Consider the following 15,553-nt stretch of genomic DNA (forward strand, 5'->3'; position numbering starts at 1 on the left):
TGTCAAGAAAACGGTTCTTACAGTCCCCGCCGCCGGCCCGCGTGCGACCGTTCCCGGTGCGGCACCGTGCCGATCTGACGTCAACCGGTCGTTGATGCGGAGGAGGTGCGGTGGAGCAGTACCGCAGGAACCGCTGGAGGAGTGTCCGTGCAACCCGTTCGTACCGTCGATGATCTGACCGGGCCCCGGCCGTTGCCCGTGGTGGGGAACCTGGTGCAGATGCGCACCGACCGGGACGGGCACCGCGCCTACGACCGGTGGGCACACGAGTACGGGCCGACCTACCGGCTGCGGTTCGGGAAGATGCCGATCGTGGTCAGCGGGGACGGTCCGATCGTCGAGGCGGTGCTGCGCGACCGGCCGGACGGCTTCACCCGTACCCGCGTCGGGCCGGTCCTCGAGGGTTTGGGGGTCGACGGCGTGTTCGGCGCGGAGGGGGCCCGGTGGCGGCGGTTGCGCAAGATGGCCGCCGAGAGCCTGAACGCGGCCTACCTGCGGGAGTACTTCACCGTCATCGCCCGGTCCGCGGCGCGGCTGCAGGCGCGGTGGACCACCGCCGCGGAGAACGGTCAGGCGGTGGACGTGCTCGACGACGTGCGGCGGTTCACGCTGGACGTGTCCACCGCGCTGACCGTCGGCCACGACCTCAACTCCCTGGAGGCGGCCGGCGGCGGGCTGCACAGCCGGCTGGCCGAGCTGTTCCCGGAGATCGGGCGGCGCCTGTACGCACCGTTGCCGCTGCACAGGTTCGTCACGCTCCCCCGCGACCGGCGGCGCCGGCTCGCGATGCGCGAGGTCGACGCGCTGGTCCGGGACAGATACGCGCACGCCCGCACGCGGATGGCGACCGGCGCGAAACCGGCCACCTTCCTGGAGGCGCTCGTCGCCCCGCTCCGCGACGAGCCGGCCTTCACCCACGACGAACTGGTCGGCAACGTGCTGACCATGATGCTCGCCGGCCAGGACACCATCTCGTCGACCATCGCCTGGACGCTGCACCACCTCGCCGGCGATCCCGGCGCGCAGGAGCGGGTGCGCGCCGAGGCCTCCACCGCACTCGGCGCGTCCGGCCCGCCCGACGGCCCCGCGGCGCTGCGCGGGCTGCGCTTCACCGACGCGGCGATCCAGGAGTCGCTGCGACTGCGGCCGGTCGTGCCGGTCATGGGCTTCCGGCCGACCCGGGACACCGTGCTGCACGGCACCGGCTACGACCTCAGCCTGCCCGAGGGACAGTCGATCCTGCTGTTGCTGTCGCACGGCGCGCGTGCGGTGCCGGACCCGGACGAGTTCCGCCCGGAGCGCTGGTCCGGGCGGATGACGGCCCAGCCGTTCTTCCCGTTCGGCGCCGGCCCCCGGTTCTGCCCCGGACACAACCTGGCCATGCTGGAGGCCACGCTGGTCGTCGGCCTGGCCTGCCGCGACTTCCAGCTCCTGCCGGACAGCGGCGACGTCGGCGAGAAGCTCGCGTTCACCGCGTTCCCCACCGGGCTGCGCCTCCGCCCCCAGCCGCGGCCCGAACCCGCGGGCGCCGCCCGACCGTAGCACCACGTACGCCGCCTCCGGGGGCCACGACCCGGAGGCGGCGTACGCGCCCGCCGGTGCGATGTGGACGGTCAGTGGCGTTCCTGGATCTTCAGGTCGCCGCGCGTCTGGATGCGGATGTGGTCGCCGGCCAGCATGGCGTGGGGGAATCCGAGGTCGATCGCGCTGACCTCGTTGAGCCGGGCCGCCTGAGCGGGGGGGTGGCCATCTCGCTGGACTCGATCGCCAAACGCACCGGCGTGGGAAACGCCACCCTGTACCGGCACTTCCCGACCCGGGAGGACCTGGTCGAGGAGGTCTATCGCGACCAGATCCGCCCGCTGCGCCTCGAGGCACGGAAGCTGCTGTCGACGAGAACACCGGCCGAGGCCCTGCACGCCTGGATGGGTTGCTTCGCGCGGTGGGCGGGTGAGCGGCGCGGCATCAGCGAGGCGCTGGTCGCCATGAGCGCCACCGGCCGCTTCGCAGACCGGCCCGGTCTGCGACGAGGTCCAGCAGATCCGGCAGACACTGCTCGACGCCGGAGCCGGCGCGGGGGAACTGCGCGACGACATCGATCCCGTCGACGTCGACGGGCTGCGGCCGCGCTGAACGCGTCTCGCGGCACCGCCGGGCCGGCGCGGACCGGCCAGCCGGGTTTCGTGCGCCGCCGTGAGTCGCTACCGCGGGTGCGGTGACGACTCACGGCCGTGGCGCGGGTCAGCCGAAGAGCGCGGCGGGAATGTCGGCGTAGAAGAGGGCGGGGTCGCCGGACAGGGACGCTTTGACGTTGGCGGTGGGAGCGTCGGCGATCACTTCGAACGCCCCCGCCTCCAGCCCGTCCAGGGCCATGGCGATCACCTCGCGCGGCGGGATCTTGGGGAAGTCGTAGGCGGCCATCATGTCGGTGTCGGCGATGGCCAGGGCCAGCGCGGTGACCTGGGTCTTCTGCTCGGCCAGCTCCATTCTGATCCCGTTGGTGAGCGACCATTCCGCGGCCTTGGAGGCGGCGTAGCCGTTGCTGGCGGGACTGAAGGTGTACCAGCTCAGCGCCGAGATGACGTTGAGGATGGCGCCGCCGGCCAGCCGGGGGGCGAACGCGCGGGTGACGTTGAGCGTGCCCCAGAAGTTGGTGTCGAACTCGCGGTGGATGTTCTCCGTGGACGGCCCGAGCAGCGGCGCGTTCGTGGAGATGCCGGCGTTGTTGACGAGGATGTCGAGGTCGCCCACCTCGGCGGCCGCGGCCTCGATGGACGCCGGGTCGGTGATGTCCAGCCGCAGGGGTACGACGCCGGGGATGTCGATGCGGTCGGGGTTGCGCGCGGTGGCGTAGACGGTGGTGGCGCCGCGGGCGACGAGCGCCTCGGCGAAGGCCTTGCCGAGCCCGCGGTTGGCGCCCGTTACGAGTGCTTTTGTGCCGTTGATCTGCATACCGCCACGCTAAGACCTGACGTTGACGTCAGGGGCAAGGGATGCGAGCCACGTCACGGTCTCCGCGTCGACGCAGTGCCGTACCGGCAGGTCCGGCCCCCGCGTAACGGGCCGGCGAGCCGCCACGCATCCACCGATGAGAGTTCGTGCGATGATCCCCTGCGGCATCCCCCGCCCGCCGCACCGTACCGGAGGACGCATGAGGCAATCAGCCGTTGACGGGCCGCGACCCGCCTCCTGGGTGCGGCCGTTGAACGCCGTGCTGGGGCCGGTGAGCCCGGCCGCCTCGATGGAGGCCGCGCAGCACGCGGCGAGCCGGCGGAGCGGCCTGCCCGCCCGCGCGGACGATCAGTCCTTCGTCGACGACCTGCGGGTGCTGTGCGAGGCGATCGGGGCGGCCCCCGCACTGAGCCCGATCGGGCGGCTCGGCACGCAGGAGGAGCTCACCCGCCGGCTGGAGACCCGGCTGCGGATGCGGCATCTGCTCGACCGGGATCCCGGTGTCGCCGAACGGCCGGTCGACCGGCCGATCCTCGTCACCGGGCTGCCGCGGACCGGCACGACGCTGCTGCACCGCATGCTCGGTGCGCACCCGGCGGCCCGCGCCCCGCGGCTGTGGGAACTTCTGGGCCCCGCCTCGCTCGGCCGGGACGACCGAAAGCTGATCAGAGCCGCCCGGCGGATGTCCTCGATGTACCACCGCAGCATGCCCGAGATGCGGACCGTGCACCCGCTCGACCCGTTCGGGCCGGAGGAGTGCGTGTTCCTGCTGCCGCACAGCAACCAGTTCGACGGCGTCGTGCCCGTCCCCGGCTACCGCGCGTGGTACGCGAACCGGGACGTCCGGCCGGACTACGCCTACTACCGGCTACAGCTGCAGGCGATGCAGAACGGCGACGACCCCGCCCGGTGGGTGCTGAAGTCGCCCTATCACCTCGACCATCTCGACGTCGTCCTCGAGACCTTCCCGGACACCACGATCGTCGTCACCCGTCGCGACCCGGCGGCGGCCATGCTCTCCTGGTGCTACTTCATGGAGGGAAGCCGCCGGCTGTACAACACCGTGGTCGACCTGCACGAGATCGGCGCCACCTGGTTCGAGATCTGGGCCCGGGCGACCACGCGGGCGCGCACCGTCCGGCAGGCGCACCCGGACCGTTTCGTCGATGTCGACTATGCCGCGCTCGCCGGCGCACCCGTTCCCACGGTCGTGGAGGTGGCCGCCCGGCTCGGCCTGGCCGATTCCCCGGCGTGGCAGCAGCTCGCGGCCGTGGAGGCGCAACGCGGCCGGGACGCCGGGCGCGCCGGTCACCGATCGCGGCCCTCGCTGGCCCGCTACGGTCTCGACGAGTCCACGGTGCGACGTGAGCTGAGCACGGGCTGAGGCCTTCCCGGACCGGGCACGCGGGCCTTCCTCGACACCGAGAAGCCGATCACGGTACGGGCTGGCCCGCCTTGCGCGCGACGTAGACGGTGTTGGCGGACCGGCCGGCGGTCAGCGGGTTGGCGAACGGCACCACGTGCGCGTCCGCCGTGGCGAAACACTGCCGGAGCAGCGACAGGAAGGTCTCCTCGGGGGCGTCGTCGGACCACAGGCCGAACACGCCACCCGGACGCAGCCGGTCGCTGACCCGCCGCAGGCCCGCATCGGTGTAGAGGTCGGCGTGGGCGGGGTCCAGGACGTTGACCGGCGAGTGGTCGATGTCGACCAGGACGGCGTCGAAGCACCGGTCCGGCGCGGAGCGGTCGAAGCCCGTACCGTCCCGCAGCAGCGCGAAGAAGTCGCCCTCCAGCAGCGTGACGCGCGGGTCGGAGGTGAGTGCGCGGGCGTCGGGCAGCAGCTCCCGGCGGTGCCAGTCGATCACCGGCGCCAGCGCCTCGACCACGACCAGCGAACGGACCCAGTCGTCGGTGAGGACCGTCCGGGCGGTGTAGCCGAGCCCGAGCCCACCGACGACCACGTCGCACGGCGCATCCGGCAGGAGGGCCAGCGCGAGCCGGGCCAACTCCTCCTCGGCGACCGTGAACATGCTCGACATCAGGTACTCGTCGCCGAGCTTCACCTCGTACACCTCGGTGTTGGTGGTGGGCTCGAGGCGCCGGCGCAGGCTGATCTCGCCGATGTGTGTCTCTGCCCAGCCGAGCTCGGCGAATCGCGGATGCATGGTTGTCCTCACAGCGCGGGGGTGGATCGCGCCAGGGACGACAGCCGGTTGCTCACGAACGCGATGCCGCAGACCATAGCCCTTCCGAGCTGTCCGGTGGGGGACCCTCCCCGTGCCGGGCCCGCGCCACCGGTCACGGGATGAGGACGAGCTTGCCGTCGACCTGGCGGTTCTCCAGGCGGCGGTGGGCTTCGGCGGCCTGGTCCAGGGGCAGGGTGGTGACGTCGGGCTGCAGCGCGCCGGCGGCCAGTTGCTCGACGAGTGCGGCCATGTCGGCCCGGAATCCGGCCGGGTCCCGGTCGACCGCCGGTTCCACGGTGTGTATCACCACGCGCGGGCCGGGCGTCAGTTTCGCCCGCAGGAGGGCGCCGACGGTACGCGCCATCGCGCCGGTCCTGGAGTATCCGGCGCCGGTGGCGAAGCTGAATCCGTACGACACCACCACGCCCGAGCGTTTCGTGGCGCGGCGGGAGCGGGCCAGCGACGGGCCGCCGACCGGGTCGAACGTCGCCGCGACCGGTACGGGCACCGCCGTCGCGTCGGCGACCCAGGTGGCGCCGGCGGCTTCGACCCGGGCTCGCCGGCCGAAGCCGGAGGTGCCGTAGACCGTGACGCCGGCCGCGCGGGCGATCTGCGTCAGCGCCGATCCCACACCGCCGGCCGCGCCCAGCACCAGCACCGCGTCACCGGGTGCGGGCCTGGCCAGCCGGTGGAACATCTGCCACGCGGTGAGGTAGTTGAGGACGAGGGCGTCGAGTTCCGCCGCGGGACGGTCCTCGGGCAGCGGGGCGGCCCGTCTCGCTGGTGCCAGCACGTGTGTGGCGTACCCGCCGGTGCCGATCAGGGCGCCGACGCGTTGCCCGACGGTGAGGTCGGTGACGCCGGCGCCGAGCTGCGCGACGTGGCCGACGACGTCGAACCCCTGCACGTCGGGGAGCACGCCGGGGGTGAGGCCCTGCCGGGTGGTGACGTCGTGGAACGCCACCCCCGCGGCCTCGGTGGTGATCAGGATCTGCCCCGGCCCCGGCTCCGGCACCGTCATGGCCTCCACGCGCAGCACGTCGGGACCGCCCACGGAGGTCAACCGGACGCGTCGTGGACCCGCTTGAATCGTCATGTTGAGAATGTACATGAGATTTTCAAGCAATTGACCGGCTGTGCGCGGCGCCACCTACAGGCCGGCGAGCGCCTTGCCGAGCAGGCGGTCCAGCACCCGCTGCTCCTCGGCGTCGAGATCGGCGAAGGGCGAGCGCTTGGCGACGACACCGAGCAGCTGGTCGCGCACCTCCCGGCCCGCGTCGGTCAGCACCAGCGTCCGCACGCGCCCGTCCCGGGGGTGCGGTCGCCGCTCGGCGAGCCCGCGCTCCTCCAGCTTCGCGCTGAGCACGGTGATGTTGGACGGATCGCAGTGCATGAGGGCGGCGAGCTTGCGCAACGACTGCGGCTCCGCGCCGGGATCGAGGATCCAGATCAGGTTCGCCGTGGGCCCGGTGAGGTCCAGGCGCTCCAGCCCCTCCTGCATCCGGCCGGTGATCTGACCGGCCACGGCCATCACCTGGTACAACAACGACGCCGCCACTTCGTCCACCGCCATGGACCCAGCCTAGCCCGGCGTACTCCTGGACTTTTTCCGTGAGTTGCTCAACACGACCGGCTCGGCCCGACGCCTCACGTGGCGCTGACGGCTCCGCGGACGGCGGCGGCCAGGCTCGTCCGCCGGCCCGGCCACGGCGACCTGATCGACTCCTGGGGAGCCGACATCGACCTGATCAGCTCCTACGCCGTCGACTGACCCGTCGGGATGCCGGAGCGCGGCGTGGTGGCCCTGCCGCCCCGCCGCGCTCCGGCGCCCGGTCAGCTGCGGCCGAGCATCTCGGCCGTCAGGACGGTGCCGCCGAGTCCCCAGCCGCCCTCGACGACCTCGTCGACCAGCACGAGCGTGGTCGCCCGGGCACGCTCGCCGTAGACGTCGACGTAGGCGTCGGTCACGGCGTCGATGAGCTTCTTCTTCGACTCGGGGGTCAGGGTGTCGGCGGGCACCTTGAGGTTGGCGAACGGCATGTTCTTTCTCCTTGCTGGTAGGGGCGTTACAGCGCGGCGTTCGGGGACAGCAGTTCCTCGATGCCGAGCCGGTGGTAGAACTCGGCCCGGATCCGGTCGGCGACGACGGAGACGACCTCGCTGCCGTCGCGGCTCGGATCGACGTGGGTGCGGAACGGCCGCCGGTCGTCGGGCAGGTCGACCACGCGGGCGATCTCGTCGGCCACCGACTGCACGTCGGCCTCCGGTGGAACGAGTGCGGGCAGGCGCCGGTCGATCAGGGCGCGGATGTCGCCGTACCGCGCGTCGTAGTCGGCCGCCGTGACGTCGTCGTCCGGGCGGCCGGCGGCGTTCACGAAGTGGTTGGTACCGGACGGGAAGGCGCCGGGCACCACGATCGTGGTGCCGATGCCGAAGCGGATCAGTTCGGCGGCGTAGCTCTCCGCGAGCGCGTCCATCGCCGCCTTGGCGGCGAAGTAGGGCGCCAGGAACGGCGGATGACCGCCCCGGGTCGATGAACTGCCGACCCACACCAGCAGCCCGGAGCCCTGACGTCGCAGGAGCGGCAGGACGGCCCGGTTGACCCGCTGGGTGCCCACCACGTTGACGTCGTAGACCGCGGCCATCTGCTCCGGGGTGAACGCCTCCGTCGGCCCGAGGACCATGTGGCCGGCGTTGTGCACCACCACATCGAGCCGGGCACGGCGCTCGGCGACCTCGGCGACCGCCGCGTCCACCGAGTCCGGTGACTGCACGTCGAGTTCCACCGCGGACAGTGACAGCCCTTCGACGGCGGCCAGCTCCTCGATCTCGCGCACCGACGCCGCGTTGCGTCCCCGTGTCCCGCGCATGCCGGCGACCACCACATGACCGGACCGGGCCAGCGTCCGGGCGGCCAGCCGGCCGAAGCCGTTGGACGCGCCGGTGATCAGGATGACCTTCTCCGTGGCGGCCATCAGATGATGCCTCCGTTGGCGCGCAGGACCTGTCCGTTGACCCAGCGTCCGCCCGGCCCGGTGAGGAAGGCGACGACGGCGGCGATGTCGGCCGGGGTGCCGAGCCGCTCCATCGGTGGCTGCTTCGCCAGCTGCTCGACGGTCGCCTCGTCCTTGCCCTCGAAGAACAGCTCCGTGGCGGTCGGGCCCGGCGCGACGGCGTTCACCGTGATGTCGCGGCCCCGCATCTCCCGCGCCAGGATCAGCGTCATCGCCTCGACCGCGCCCTTGCTGGCGGCATAGGCGCCGTAGCGCGGGAACCGGAGGCCGACCACCGAGGTCGACAGCAGCACGATCGCACCACCGGAGCGAACGCGACGGGCGGCCTCCCGGGCGACGACGAAGGAACCGCGGATGTTGGTCCGGTGCACCGCGTCGAGCACGTCGAGCTCCAGCTCGGCGATCGGCGCGAGCGCCGTGCGACCGGCGGAGTTGACGACCACGTCGACGCCGCCGTACGCCGCCACCGCGGTGTCGAACATCGCCGCCACGTCGCCCTCCTCGGCCACGTCGGCCCGCGCGGCGACCGCCCGGCCCCCGGCGGCGGTGATCTCGTTGACCACCTCCTCCGCCGCCGCGTCGTTGCTCGCATAGCCCACGACGACGGCGTGACCGGTGGCGCCGAGGGCGAGCGCGATGGCCCGCCCGATGCCCCGCGACGCCCCGGTGACGACGGCAACCCGCTGATCTTCCATGACGTCCACTCCCCATCAGATAGCGGTGATAGTGAACCAGCGTTTCGCTGATACGGCGAACGTAGCACGCCGATCGAATCAGCGCTAGCGATGTGACGTAGCATTGATTCATGACCGAGCGGGAACACACTGCCGACACCGAGCCGCGTCGGCGCCGGCGCGGCTCCACCGGACCGGCCGACGACGCCTCGGTACGCGCCGCGCTCATCGAAGCGGCTCAGCGACAGCTGGCCTCGGCACCCGACGGCGACATCGCCACCCGGGCCGTGTGCGAGGAGGTCGGCGTCACCCAGCCGGTGCTGTACCGGCTCTTCGGCGACAAGAACGGCCTGCTCGACGCCGTCGCCGACGCGGCCTTCGAGCGCTACGCGCGCCGCAAACAGGACCTCGAGGTCACCGACGACCCCGTGGCCGACCTGCACACCGGATGGAACGACCACATGGCGTTCGCGGCCGAGAACCCCGCGCTCTACCAGCTGATGTTCGCGCCCCGCCCGCACTCCGCCGCGACCGCGTACCGCCGGATCCTGGATCTGCTCGAAGCGACCCTGACGCGCTGCGCGGCCACCGGCGCCCTCGCCACCACACCGCGCCTGGCCGCCCAGCTGATCCTGCCGGCCAACATCGGGGCGGCGCTGAGCCGCATCGCCCGGCCGGACCTGTTCGACGACCCGGCCCTGCCGGACCGGACCCGAGACGCGATCTTCGCCGCGGTGCTCACCGAATCGACGACCCCCGGCGCGCCGGACCCGCTCCGCGCCGCCGCCCGCCAGCTGCGCTCCCAGCTGACCCTCACCGGCACCGACACCCTCGAGCCGGTCGAAACCGCGCTGCTCGACCGCTGGCTCGAACGCATCGGCGAGCCCCACTGACCGTCACGACACACCGGCCCGCGCAGCCGCTTTCTGCCGGCCCGGCACAGTGATGGCGAACCCTCGCCGGAAGCCGCACCCGGATCGGGACGCGATTGCCGGCACCGAGAACCACAGGCACCCCGGCGCGCACGCGGCGATGTTCCGCGAGGCGGTGTGCGATCGCGGGCCGGCGCCCCTCGCACCATCGATTTACACCGCTCTGCCGGCCGCCCCGAACAGAGCGAGTTGTGCCGCCTGGTCCGCGGAGACGGGCAGGCGATGGTTTCGCCGCCGCGGGTAGATCTCGGCCGCGGCCCACTGCGCCGCACGGACACTGGTGGCCGTACCGACCTTGGTTCCGCGGGTGCGGAGTTCGGCGAGAAGTTGCGCGGCATCGAAGAGATGGACGGCGTGGATGAGCCATGGGCGGGTGGTGCCGCGTGAGTGCGCCGGCGGCGAGGCCGGGCCGGTCAGGACGAGGTAGTGGTCGAGCTGGTCGGATGTGGTGACGTCGAGGAGGTTCTCGCGCTTGAGGTACCACTTGACGTTGACGGTCCGGCCAGCGAGCGGACCACCGGTGAACCGACCGTCGTAGGCGGCGGTGGTCGCGGACCGCTCCAGCGCGATGTCGAAGATCCGCGCGGCGATCCACTCACCCAGGTGTCCCGAGGTCATCGGCCGGCCGGTGAGGTCCGCGAGCAGGGCGTCGATGGCATTGCGCTCGCGAAGCAGCGCCGCGGCCCGTTCCAGTGGCTCGTCGCGCATGTCGGCACTCCCAGGCCAGCCGATCGGGAGGGGTGGCGTTGCACCATCGAAACTACAGCGCGTACGGCCGGGTTTCGGTCGGCTGCACGGCTGAGACCCGCGCACGTTCCGGGCGACTGTGGACGCCGGCCCGGAAGGAATTCCCGACAAAGCCCGCGTACCGCGTGGTCGGCTTGTCGTGGAGGCCGGTGACGGCCGTCGGTGGGGAGCGTGTCAGCGAGGGGTGGTGGCGGGGCCGGCGCCGGCGTGGTCGAGGCAGTGCCGGAGGCGGTGCAGGTACGCGTCGAAGGTCTCGTCGGCCCGCCACGTCTGGTAGGCCGTGGAGGTCGCGGCGAACGCGAGGTTGAGCTGCAGGACGGCCGGCATGGGGTCGGTGTCGCCGGCCCGGGCGGTGATCCAGTCGTGCAGGTCGGTGCGGAACTGCTGGCCGAGTTCCTGGGTGGACTGGGCGAGCGCCGGTGACCGCGCCTTGAGGCGGCGCTGCAGGGGCATCCGGTCGGCGAGGCGTTCATTGAAGCCGATCATGATCGCGGTCAGGGAGTCCCACAGCGGTTCGCCGGCGGGGCGGGCGTCCATCAGTGCGCGCCAGTTGTCGCGTTCCTCGGGGTCCTGGTCGAAGACGACGGCTTCCTTGCTCGCGAAGTAGTTGAAGAACGTCGCGCGGGAGACGTTCGCGGCGGCGGCGATCTGCTCGACGGTGACGGCGTCGTAGCCGTGCTTGTCGAACAGCCGCAGCGCGGCGGCCCGGATCGCGCGCCACGCGGCCAGTTTCTTCCGTTCCCGCAGGTTCATCGGTGTCACCCTCCGGTGACGATCATAACGGTGATGGACGGCGTCCAACATTAGACCCAGTCCAAGTTTCGTGTATCGTCGTGGAAGCGCAGCCGGCCGGACAGTCGTTCGACCAGCACCGTCGGCCGCCGTGCGCCCCGGATCAGGAAAGGGCATCCCCATGAGCAAGGTCTGGTTCATCACCGGTACGTCCCGCGGCTTCGGCCGCTCCTTCGCCGAGTCCGCGCTCGACCGCGGCGATCGGGTCGCCGCGACCGCCCGCGACACCGCCACCCTCGACGACCTGGTCGCCGAGCACGGGGACAACGTCCTGCCACTGGCGCTGGACGTCACGGACTCCGCCGCGGTCGCCGCCGCGGTGACCGCCGCGCACGAGCGGTTCGGGCGGCTCGACGTGGTGGTCAACAACGCCGGCTACGGCCTGTTCGGCGCGATCGAGGAGATCAGCGAGCAGCAGCTGCGCGACCAGCTGGAGACGAACCTGTTCGGCGCGTTCTTCGTCACCCAGGCGGTCCTGCCGATCCTGCGCGCGCAGGGCAGCGGCCACCTCATCCAGATCTCCACCATCGGCGGGGTCGGCGCGTTCCCGAACCTCGGCGGTTACCACGCCTCCAAGTGGGCCCTCGAGGGCTTCTCCGAGGCCCTCGCCCAGGAGGTCGCCGGCTTCGGGATCGCGGTGACGCTGGTCGAGCCCGGCGGTTTCGCCACCGACTGGGCCGGTTCCTCCGCCGTGCACGCCACCCCGAACCCCGCCTACCAGCCACTGCGCGACGCCATGGCCGCCCGCGCGGGCGGCGCGCAGTACGGCGACCCGGCCGCCGCCGGCCCGGCGCTGCTGCAGATCGTCGACGCGGACGAGCCGCCGCTGCGCGTGCTGTTCGGCAGCCAGCCGACCGGCCTCGTCAAGCACCTCTACGCACAGCGCCTGCAGACCTGGGCCGACTGGGAGCACGTCTCCCACGCCGCGCAGGGCTGAGCCACCGCCATGCGGTACACACCAACTTCGTGACGCCGGGGCACTGTCAGCCGCCCCAGAGCCACGCGGTACGCCGGGGCGCCCGGCGTACCGCGGACAGCTTCCGGGCAAGCGTGCGGCCGGGAGCGGCCACACGCTTGCCCGCATCGCGATGCCGGCACAGCGGACACGACCACATCAGCACCGCCGTCCGGGGCGCCCGGGCTTCTCCACGGCTGCCATCCGGCTTGCGGTTCACCGCCGTCCAGGACGTCACGGACCGCACCACGGGGTCGTTCTCACGCCCGCCGGCCGCCGTGGTCCGGCGTGGCCGCCGAAACCGGGACCACGGCCGGAAGGTGCATGACCTGGTTGAGACCGCCGTCGACAACGATGGACGCACCGTTGATGTAACCGGCTTCGGGACTCGCCAGGAAGGCGACCACCGCGGCGATCTCCTCGGGCGTTCCCGCACGGCGCATGGGGATGTGGGCCGCATAGGACTCCAGCAGTCCCGGGTGGTCGGCCATCTGCCCGGTCATGCCGGTCGGGAAGATCACGCCGGGGTGCACCGTGTTCGCGCGGACGCCGTCCGCGCCGCACTCGATCGCGATGCTGGCGCTCAGGTTCTCCGCCGCGCTCTTGGACGCCCCGTAGGCGACCTGGCCGTAGTTGTTCCGCAGCGCGTTCGACGAACCGATGTTGACGATGCTGCCCCTGGTCGCCTTGAGGTGCGGGATCGCCGCACGAGCCGCGTGGAACAACCCGTCCGCGTTGACGGCGAACGTGTCGCGCCAGGTCTTGGCGTCCAGGTCGGCGAACAGGCCGATGTCGGTGACCCCCGCGCAGTTCACCAGGACGTCGAGCCGGCCGAACCTCTCGATCATGTCGTCGACCAGCGCGACGACCGCCGGTTCGTCGCCGACGTCGACCGACCGCGGGATGACGGTGCTGCCCTCGGGCGCCCGCTCGGCGACTCGGCTGAGCTTCTCGGGGTCACGACCGGCGATGACGGTCGTCGCGCCTTCCGCGGCGAGTCGCAGAGCGATCGCCGCTCCCATCCCGGACCCGCCACCGGTCACCAGTGCGACCCTGTCGAGAAAGCGTTTTTCGGCCATTGATCCGGCTCCCTGCGTACGTCATCGGTTGCTTTTTCCGCCACTGACGGTAGGAGCGGGGAGTACCGGTGGTCGATGCGTGGGATTGCGGACAGCGACACTGATCTTGCGGTGTTAACGTGCGCCGGTGGATCGTCAGAACCATTTCGACTTCGGCGCCTATGCGGGCTACGACACGTCGCGACTCCATACGAATCTGTACAGCTGGGACGCGGCGGGCTGGCGGGCCCTGCTCGTCCAGGGCTTCACGCACCTGGACTCGACCGGCGTGATCGACCTGCCCGCCACGTCCAGCTACCACGTGTGGCTGGTCGTGTCCGGACGCGGCACCATGCGGGTCGAGCAGGGAGACGGGCGGCGGACCGTACCGATCGCGCCCGGGCTGATCGGCGGCGCCGTGGGCGGCGACGCGAGCCGCCTGCTGTTCGAGGTCACCGAGCCGATGACCACCGTTCACGTGCACCTGCCCGACCACACGGTACGCAGAGTGTCCGCCGAGATGGCCGCCCCGGCCGCCACCCACGTCCCCGCCGACGACGGACTGCTGCCGCCGATGCTGACCTCGCTCGCGGACGCGGTACGCCGGGGCGCCGGCGACCTCCATGCGCAGACGGCCGCCGAGTTCCTCGCGGTGCACCTGCTGGGCCGGACCGGGCGCGCCGGACGAGCGGGGCATGAGGACCGGCGGGTCCGCGCCGCCATCGACATCATGCACGAGCGGATGGCCGAACCCCTGCAACTGGCCGACCTGGCACGGGAGGTGCACCTGAGCACCTTCCACTTCCTGCGGGTGTTCCGGCAGACCACCGGGCTGACCCCGGCCCGGTACCTGACCCGGTTACGCATCGATGCGGCCCGGCGCTGCCTGGAGCGCGGCATGGGCGTGGGGCAGACCGCCATCCGCTGCGGGTTCGGCGGCACCGCGCAGTTCTCGGCGGCCTTCCTGCGGGAGACCGGCGTCCGCCCATCGGCATACCCGACCGGCGGCGACCGGCCCCCGCCACCCGCCACGGCCTGACCGACGGCTCCGCCGGATGGCAGGATCACGACCGGCCCGGTCGGGTGGTTCACATGGGCCGTTTCGTGCTTCCACCGGCAGGGCGTGATCGCCAGGATGTACGGATGCCGCTGTTCGAGATGACCGCTGATGAGCTGGTGCCGGTACCGTCGACCACGTTCGCTGCGGAACAGGTGCTGGAACGCGCCGACCTGCAACGGCTGTTACGGGCCCGGCTCGACATGATCGTCAAGGACGTACTGGTCGTCTCCGAGGAGTTCGGCGCGTTCGCGGACGCCCGCCGCCGCGTCGATCTGCTCGGCGTCGACCGCGCCGGGCACCTCGTCGTCATCGAACTCAAACGCACCACCGACGGCGGCCACCTCGAACTACAGGCACTGCGGTACGCGGCCATGGTCTCCGTCATGACATTCGAGGACCTCGTCGAGCACTACGAGTCGTATCTGGCAAAGGTCGACCCGGACGCGGTCGAGGACGCCCGGCAACTGCTGGCCGCCTTCCTCGACGACGGCGAGGAGACGGTCCTCAGCCGCGAGGTCCGCCTGGTCCTGGTCGCCGCCGGCTTCGACCGCGAGATCACCACCACGGTCCTGTGGCTCAACGACGTCTACGGCCTCGACATCCGGTGCGTGCGCCTCACCCCGTACAAAGTCGATGATCGTCTGCTCCTGGACGTACAACAGGTCATCCCGCTGCCGGAGGCCGGCGAACTGACCGTACAGCTGAAACGCCGCCAGACCCAGGCCCGCGCGACCAGCACCGACACCCGGGACTGGACGCCGTACGAGATCATCACCCCGGCCGGGCGTACCGAACCGCTGCGCAAACGACGCGCCATGCTCGCCCTGGTCACCGCACTGCACCAGAACGGCGTCACCGGCGCCACCCTCGCCACCGCCATCCCACGATCACGGTTCCTGCCCGTAGACGGCACACTCACCGGCGATGACCTCGTCGCCGCGTTCGTCGCCACCTATCCCGGGGCGGACAACCGCGTCGGCCGCTGGTTCACCGAGGCACCCCTGCACGACGCCGACCGGACCTGGGTGCTGTCGAAGATGTGGGGCACCAACACCGAACCGGTCCTCGACCGTCTCCTGCGCCTCGCACCCACGGACGGCTACGCCTACCACGCCGTCACCGAGGACTGAGACGGAGCTGCTTCGTCCGGGCCAACGCCCGCCGGCCGCCGGGGCGGGCCCGG

Annotated in this window: 17 protein-coding genes; 7 read left to right on the forward strand and 10 right to left on the reverse strand. The window is 71.8% G+C overall.

The window, feature by feature from the left end; genetic code table 11:
- The first annotated feature begins 147 nt into the window (after nucleotides 1–147).
- A complete protein-coding gene (locus J2S44_RS04365) occupies nucleotides 148–1,542 on the forward strand; it encodes a cytochrome P450 (RefSeq protein ID WP_310409214.1) in 1,395 nt (464 codons plus the stop codon).
- Nucleotides 1,543–1,616: 74 nt separating this feature from the next.
- Entirely contained in the window at nucleotides 1,617–2,219 is a 603-nt protein-coding gene (locus tag J2S44_RS04370) for a TetR/AcrR family transcriptional regulator (RefSeq protein ID WP_310409215.1), read from the forward strand.
- A gap of 22 nt (nucleotides 2,220–2,241) precedes the next feature.
- Here J2S44_RS04370 and J2S44_RS04375 read toward each other — a convergent pair whose 3' ends face one another.
- On the reverse strand, nucleotides 2,242–2,952 hold the full coding sequence (locus tag J2S44_RS04375; protein WP_310409217.1) for an SDR family oxidoreductase: 711 nt from the start codon (nucleotides 2,950–2,952) through the stop codon (nucleotides 2,242–2,244).
- Between the two features lie 259 nt (nucleotides 2,953–3,211).
- Here J2S44_RS04375 and J2S44_RS04380 point away from each other — a divergent pair, with 259 nt between their 5' ends.
- Nucleotides 3,212–4,336, forward strand: coding sequence for a sulfotransferase family protein (locus J2S44_RS04380; RefSeq protein WP_310429474.1), 1,125 nt, complete (start codon nucleotides 3,212–3,214; stop codon nucleotides 4,334–4,336).
- A 49-nt stretch (nucleotides 4,337–4,385) separates the two neighbouring features.
- Here the strand turns inward: J2S44_RS04380 and J2S44_RS04385 are convergent, their stop codons facing one another.
- From J2S44_RS04385 to J2S44_RS04410, 6 genes are all read right to left on the reverse strand, one after another.
- Nucleotides 4,386–5,117, reverse strand: a complete 732-nt coding sequence (locus tag J2S44_RS04385) for a spermidine synthase (protein WP_310409219.1) — start codon at nucleotides 5,115–5,117, stop codon at nucleotides 4,386–4,388.
- Between the two features lie 133 nt (nucleotides 5,118–5,250).
- A complete protein-coding gene (locus tag J2S44_RS04390) occupies nucleotides 5,251–6,234 on the reverse strand; it encodes a zinc-binding dehydrogenase (protein WP_310409221.1) in 984 nt (327 codons plus the stop codon).
- Nucleotides 6,235–6,288: 54 nt separating this feature from the next.
- The gene (locus J2S44_RS04395) at nucleotides 6,289–6,711 is read right to left on the reverse strand and encodes a MarR family winged helix-turn-helix transcriptional regulator (protein WP_310409222.1); all 423 of its coding nucleotides are present in this window, start codon (nucleotides 6,709–6,711) and stop codon (nucleotides 6,289–6,291) included.
- Between the two features lie 260 nt (nucleotides 6,712–6,971).
- A complete protein-coding gene (locus tag J2S44_RS04400; protein ID WP_310409224.1) occupies nucleotides 6,972–7,178 on the reverse strand; it encodes a tautomerase family protein in 207 nt (68 codons plus the stop codon).
- Between the two features lie 26 nt (nucleotides 7,179–7,204).
- A complete protein-coding gene (locus J2S44_RS04405; protein ID WP_310409226.1) occupies nucleotides 7,205–8,113 on the reverse strand; it encodes an SDR family oxidoreductase in 909 nt (302 codons plus the stop codon).
- A complete protein-coding gene (locus tag J2S44_RS04410; protein WP_310409228.1) occupies nucleotides 8,113–8,847 on the reverse strand; it encodes an SDR family oxidoreductase in 735 nt (244 codons plus the stop codon). Before J2S44_RS04410 ends, J2S44_RS04405 begins: the two co-directional genes overlap by 1 nt.
- A gap of 110 nt (nucleotides 8,848–8,957) precedes the next feature.
- On the opposite strand from J2S44_RS04410, the gene J2S44_RS04415 reads away from it, so the two are divergent.
- Nucleotides 8,958–9,719, forward strand: a complete 762-nt coding sequence (locus J2S44_RS04415; RefSeq protein WP_310409230.1) for a TetR/AcrR family transcriptional regulator — start codon at nucleotides 8,958–8,960, stop codon at nucleotides 9,717–9,719.
- A 192-nt stretch (nucleotides 9,720–9,911) separates the two neighbouring features.
- Here J2S44_RS04415 and J2S44_RS04420 read toward each other — a convergent pair whose 3' ends face one another.
- Together J2S44_RS04420 and J2S44_RS04425 are read right to left on the reverse strand one after the other, a co-directional pair.
- The gene (locus J2S44_RS04420) at nucleotides 9,912–10,466 is read right to left on the reverse strand and encodes a hypothetical protein (protein ID WP_310409232.1); all 555 of its coding nucleotides are present in this window, start codon (nucleotides 10,464–10,466) and stop codon (nucleotides 9,912–9,914) included.
- A 213-nt stretch (nucleotides 10,467–10,679) separates the two neighbouring features.
- On the reverse strand, nucleotides 10,680–11,258 hold the full coding sequence (locus J2S44_RS04425) for a TetR/AcrR family transcriptional regulator (RefSeq protein ID WP_310409233.1): 579 nt from the start codon (nucleotides 11,256–11,258) through the stop codon (nucleotides 10,680–10,682).
- A 160-nt stretch (nucleotides 11,259–11,418) separates the two neighbouring features.
- Here J2S44_RS04425 and J2S44_RS04430 point away from each other — a divergent pair, with 160 nt between their 5' ends.
- Nucleotides 11,419–12,234, forward strand: a complete 816-nt coding sequence (locus J2S44_RS04430; RefSeq protein ID WP_310409235.1) for an SDR family oxidoreductase — start codon at nucleotides 11,419–11,421, stop codon at nucleotides 12,232–12,234.
- 278 nt (nucleotides 12,235–12,512) lie between these two features.
- Here the strand turns inward: J2S44_RS04430 and J2S44_RS04435 are convergent, their stop codons facing one another.
- The gene (locus tag J2S44_RS04435; protein WP_310409237.1) at nucleotides 12,513–13,331 is read right to left on the reverse strand and encodes an SDR family NAD(P)-dependent oxidoreductase; all 819 of its coding nucleotides are present in this window, start codon (nucleotides 13,329–13,331) and stop codon (nucleotides 12,513–12,515) included.
- 127 nt (nucleotides 13,332–13,458) lie between these two features.
- Between J2S44_RS04435 and J2S44_RS04440 the strand changes: the two genes are divergently transcribed.
- A complete protein-coding gene (locus J2S44_RS04440) occupies nucleotides 13,459–14,349 on the forward strand; it encodes a helix-turn-helix domain-containing protein (RefSeq protein ID WP_310409238.1) in 891 nt (296 codons plus the stop codon).
- A 104-nt stretch (nucleotides 14,350–14,453) separates the two neighbouring features.
- A complete protein-coding gene (locus tag J2S44_RS04445; RefSeq protein ID WP_310409239.1) occupies nucleotides 14,454–15,500 on the forward strand; it encodes a hypothetical protein in 1,047 nt (348 codons plus the stop codon).
- Nucleotides 15,501–15,553 lie beyond the last annotated feature (53 nt).

The sequence above is a fragment of the Catenuloplanes niger genome (assembly GCF_031458255.1).
GTDB classification, from domain to species: Bacteria; Actinomycetota; Actinomycetes; order Mycobacteriales; family Micromonosporaceae; genus Catenuloplanes; species Catenuloplanes niger.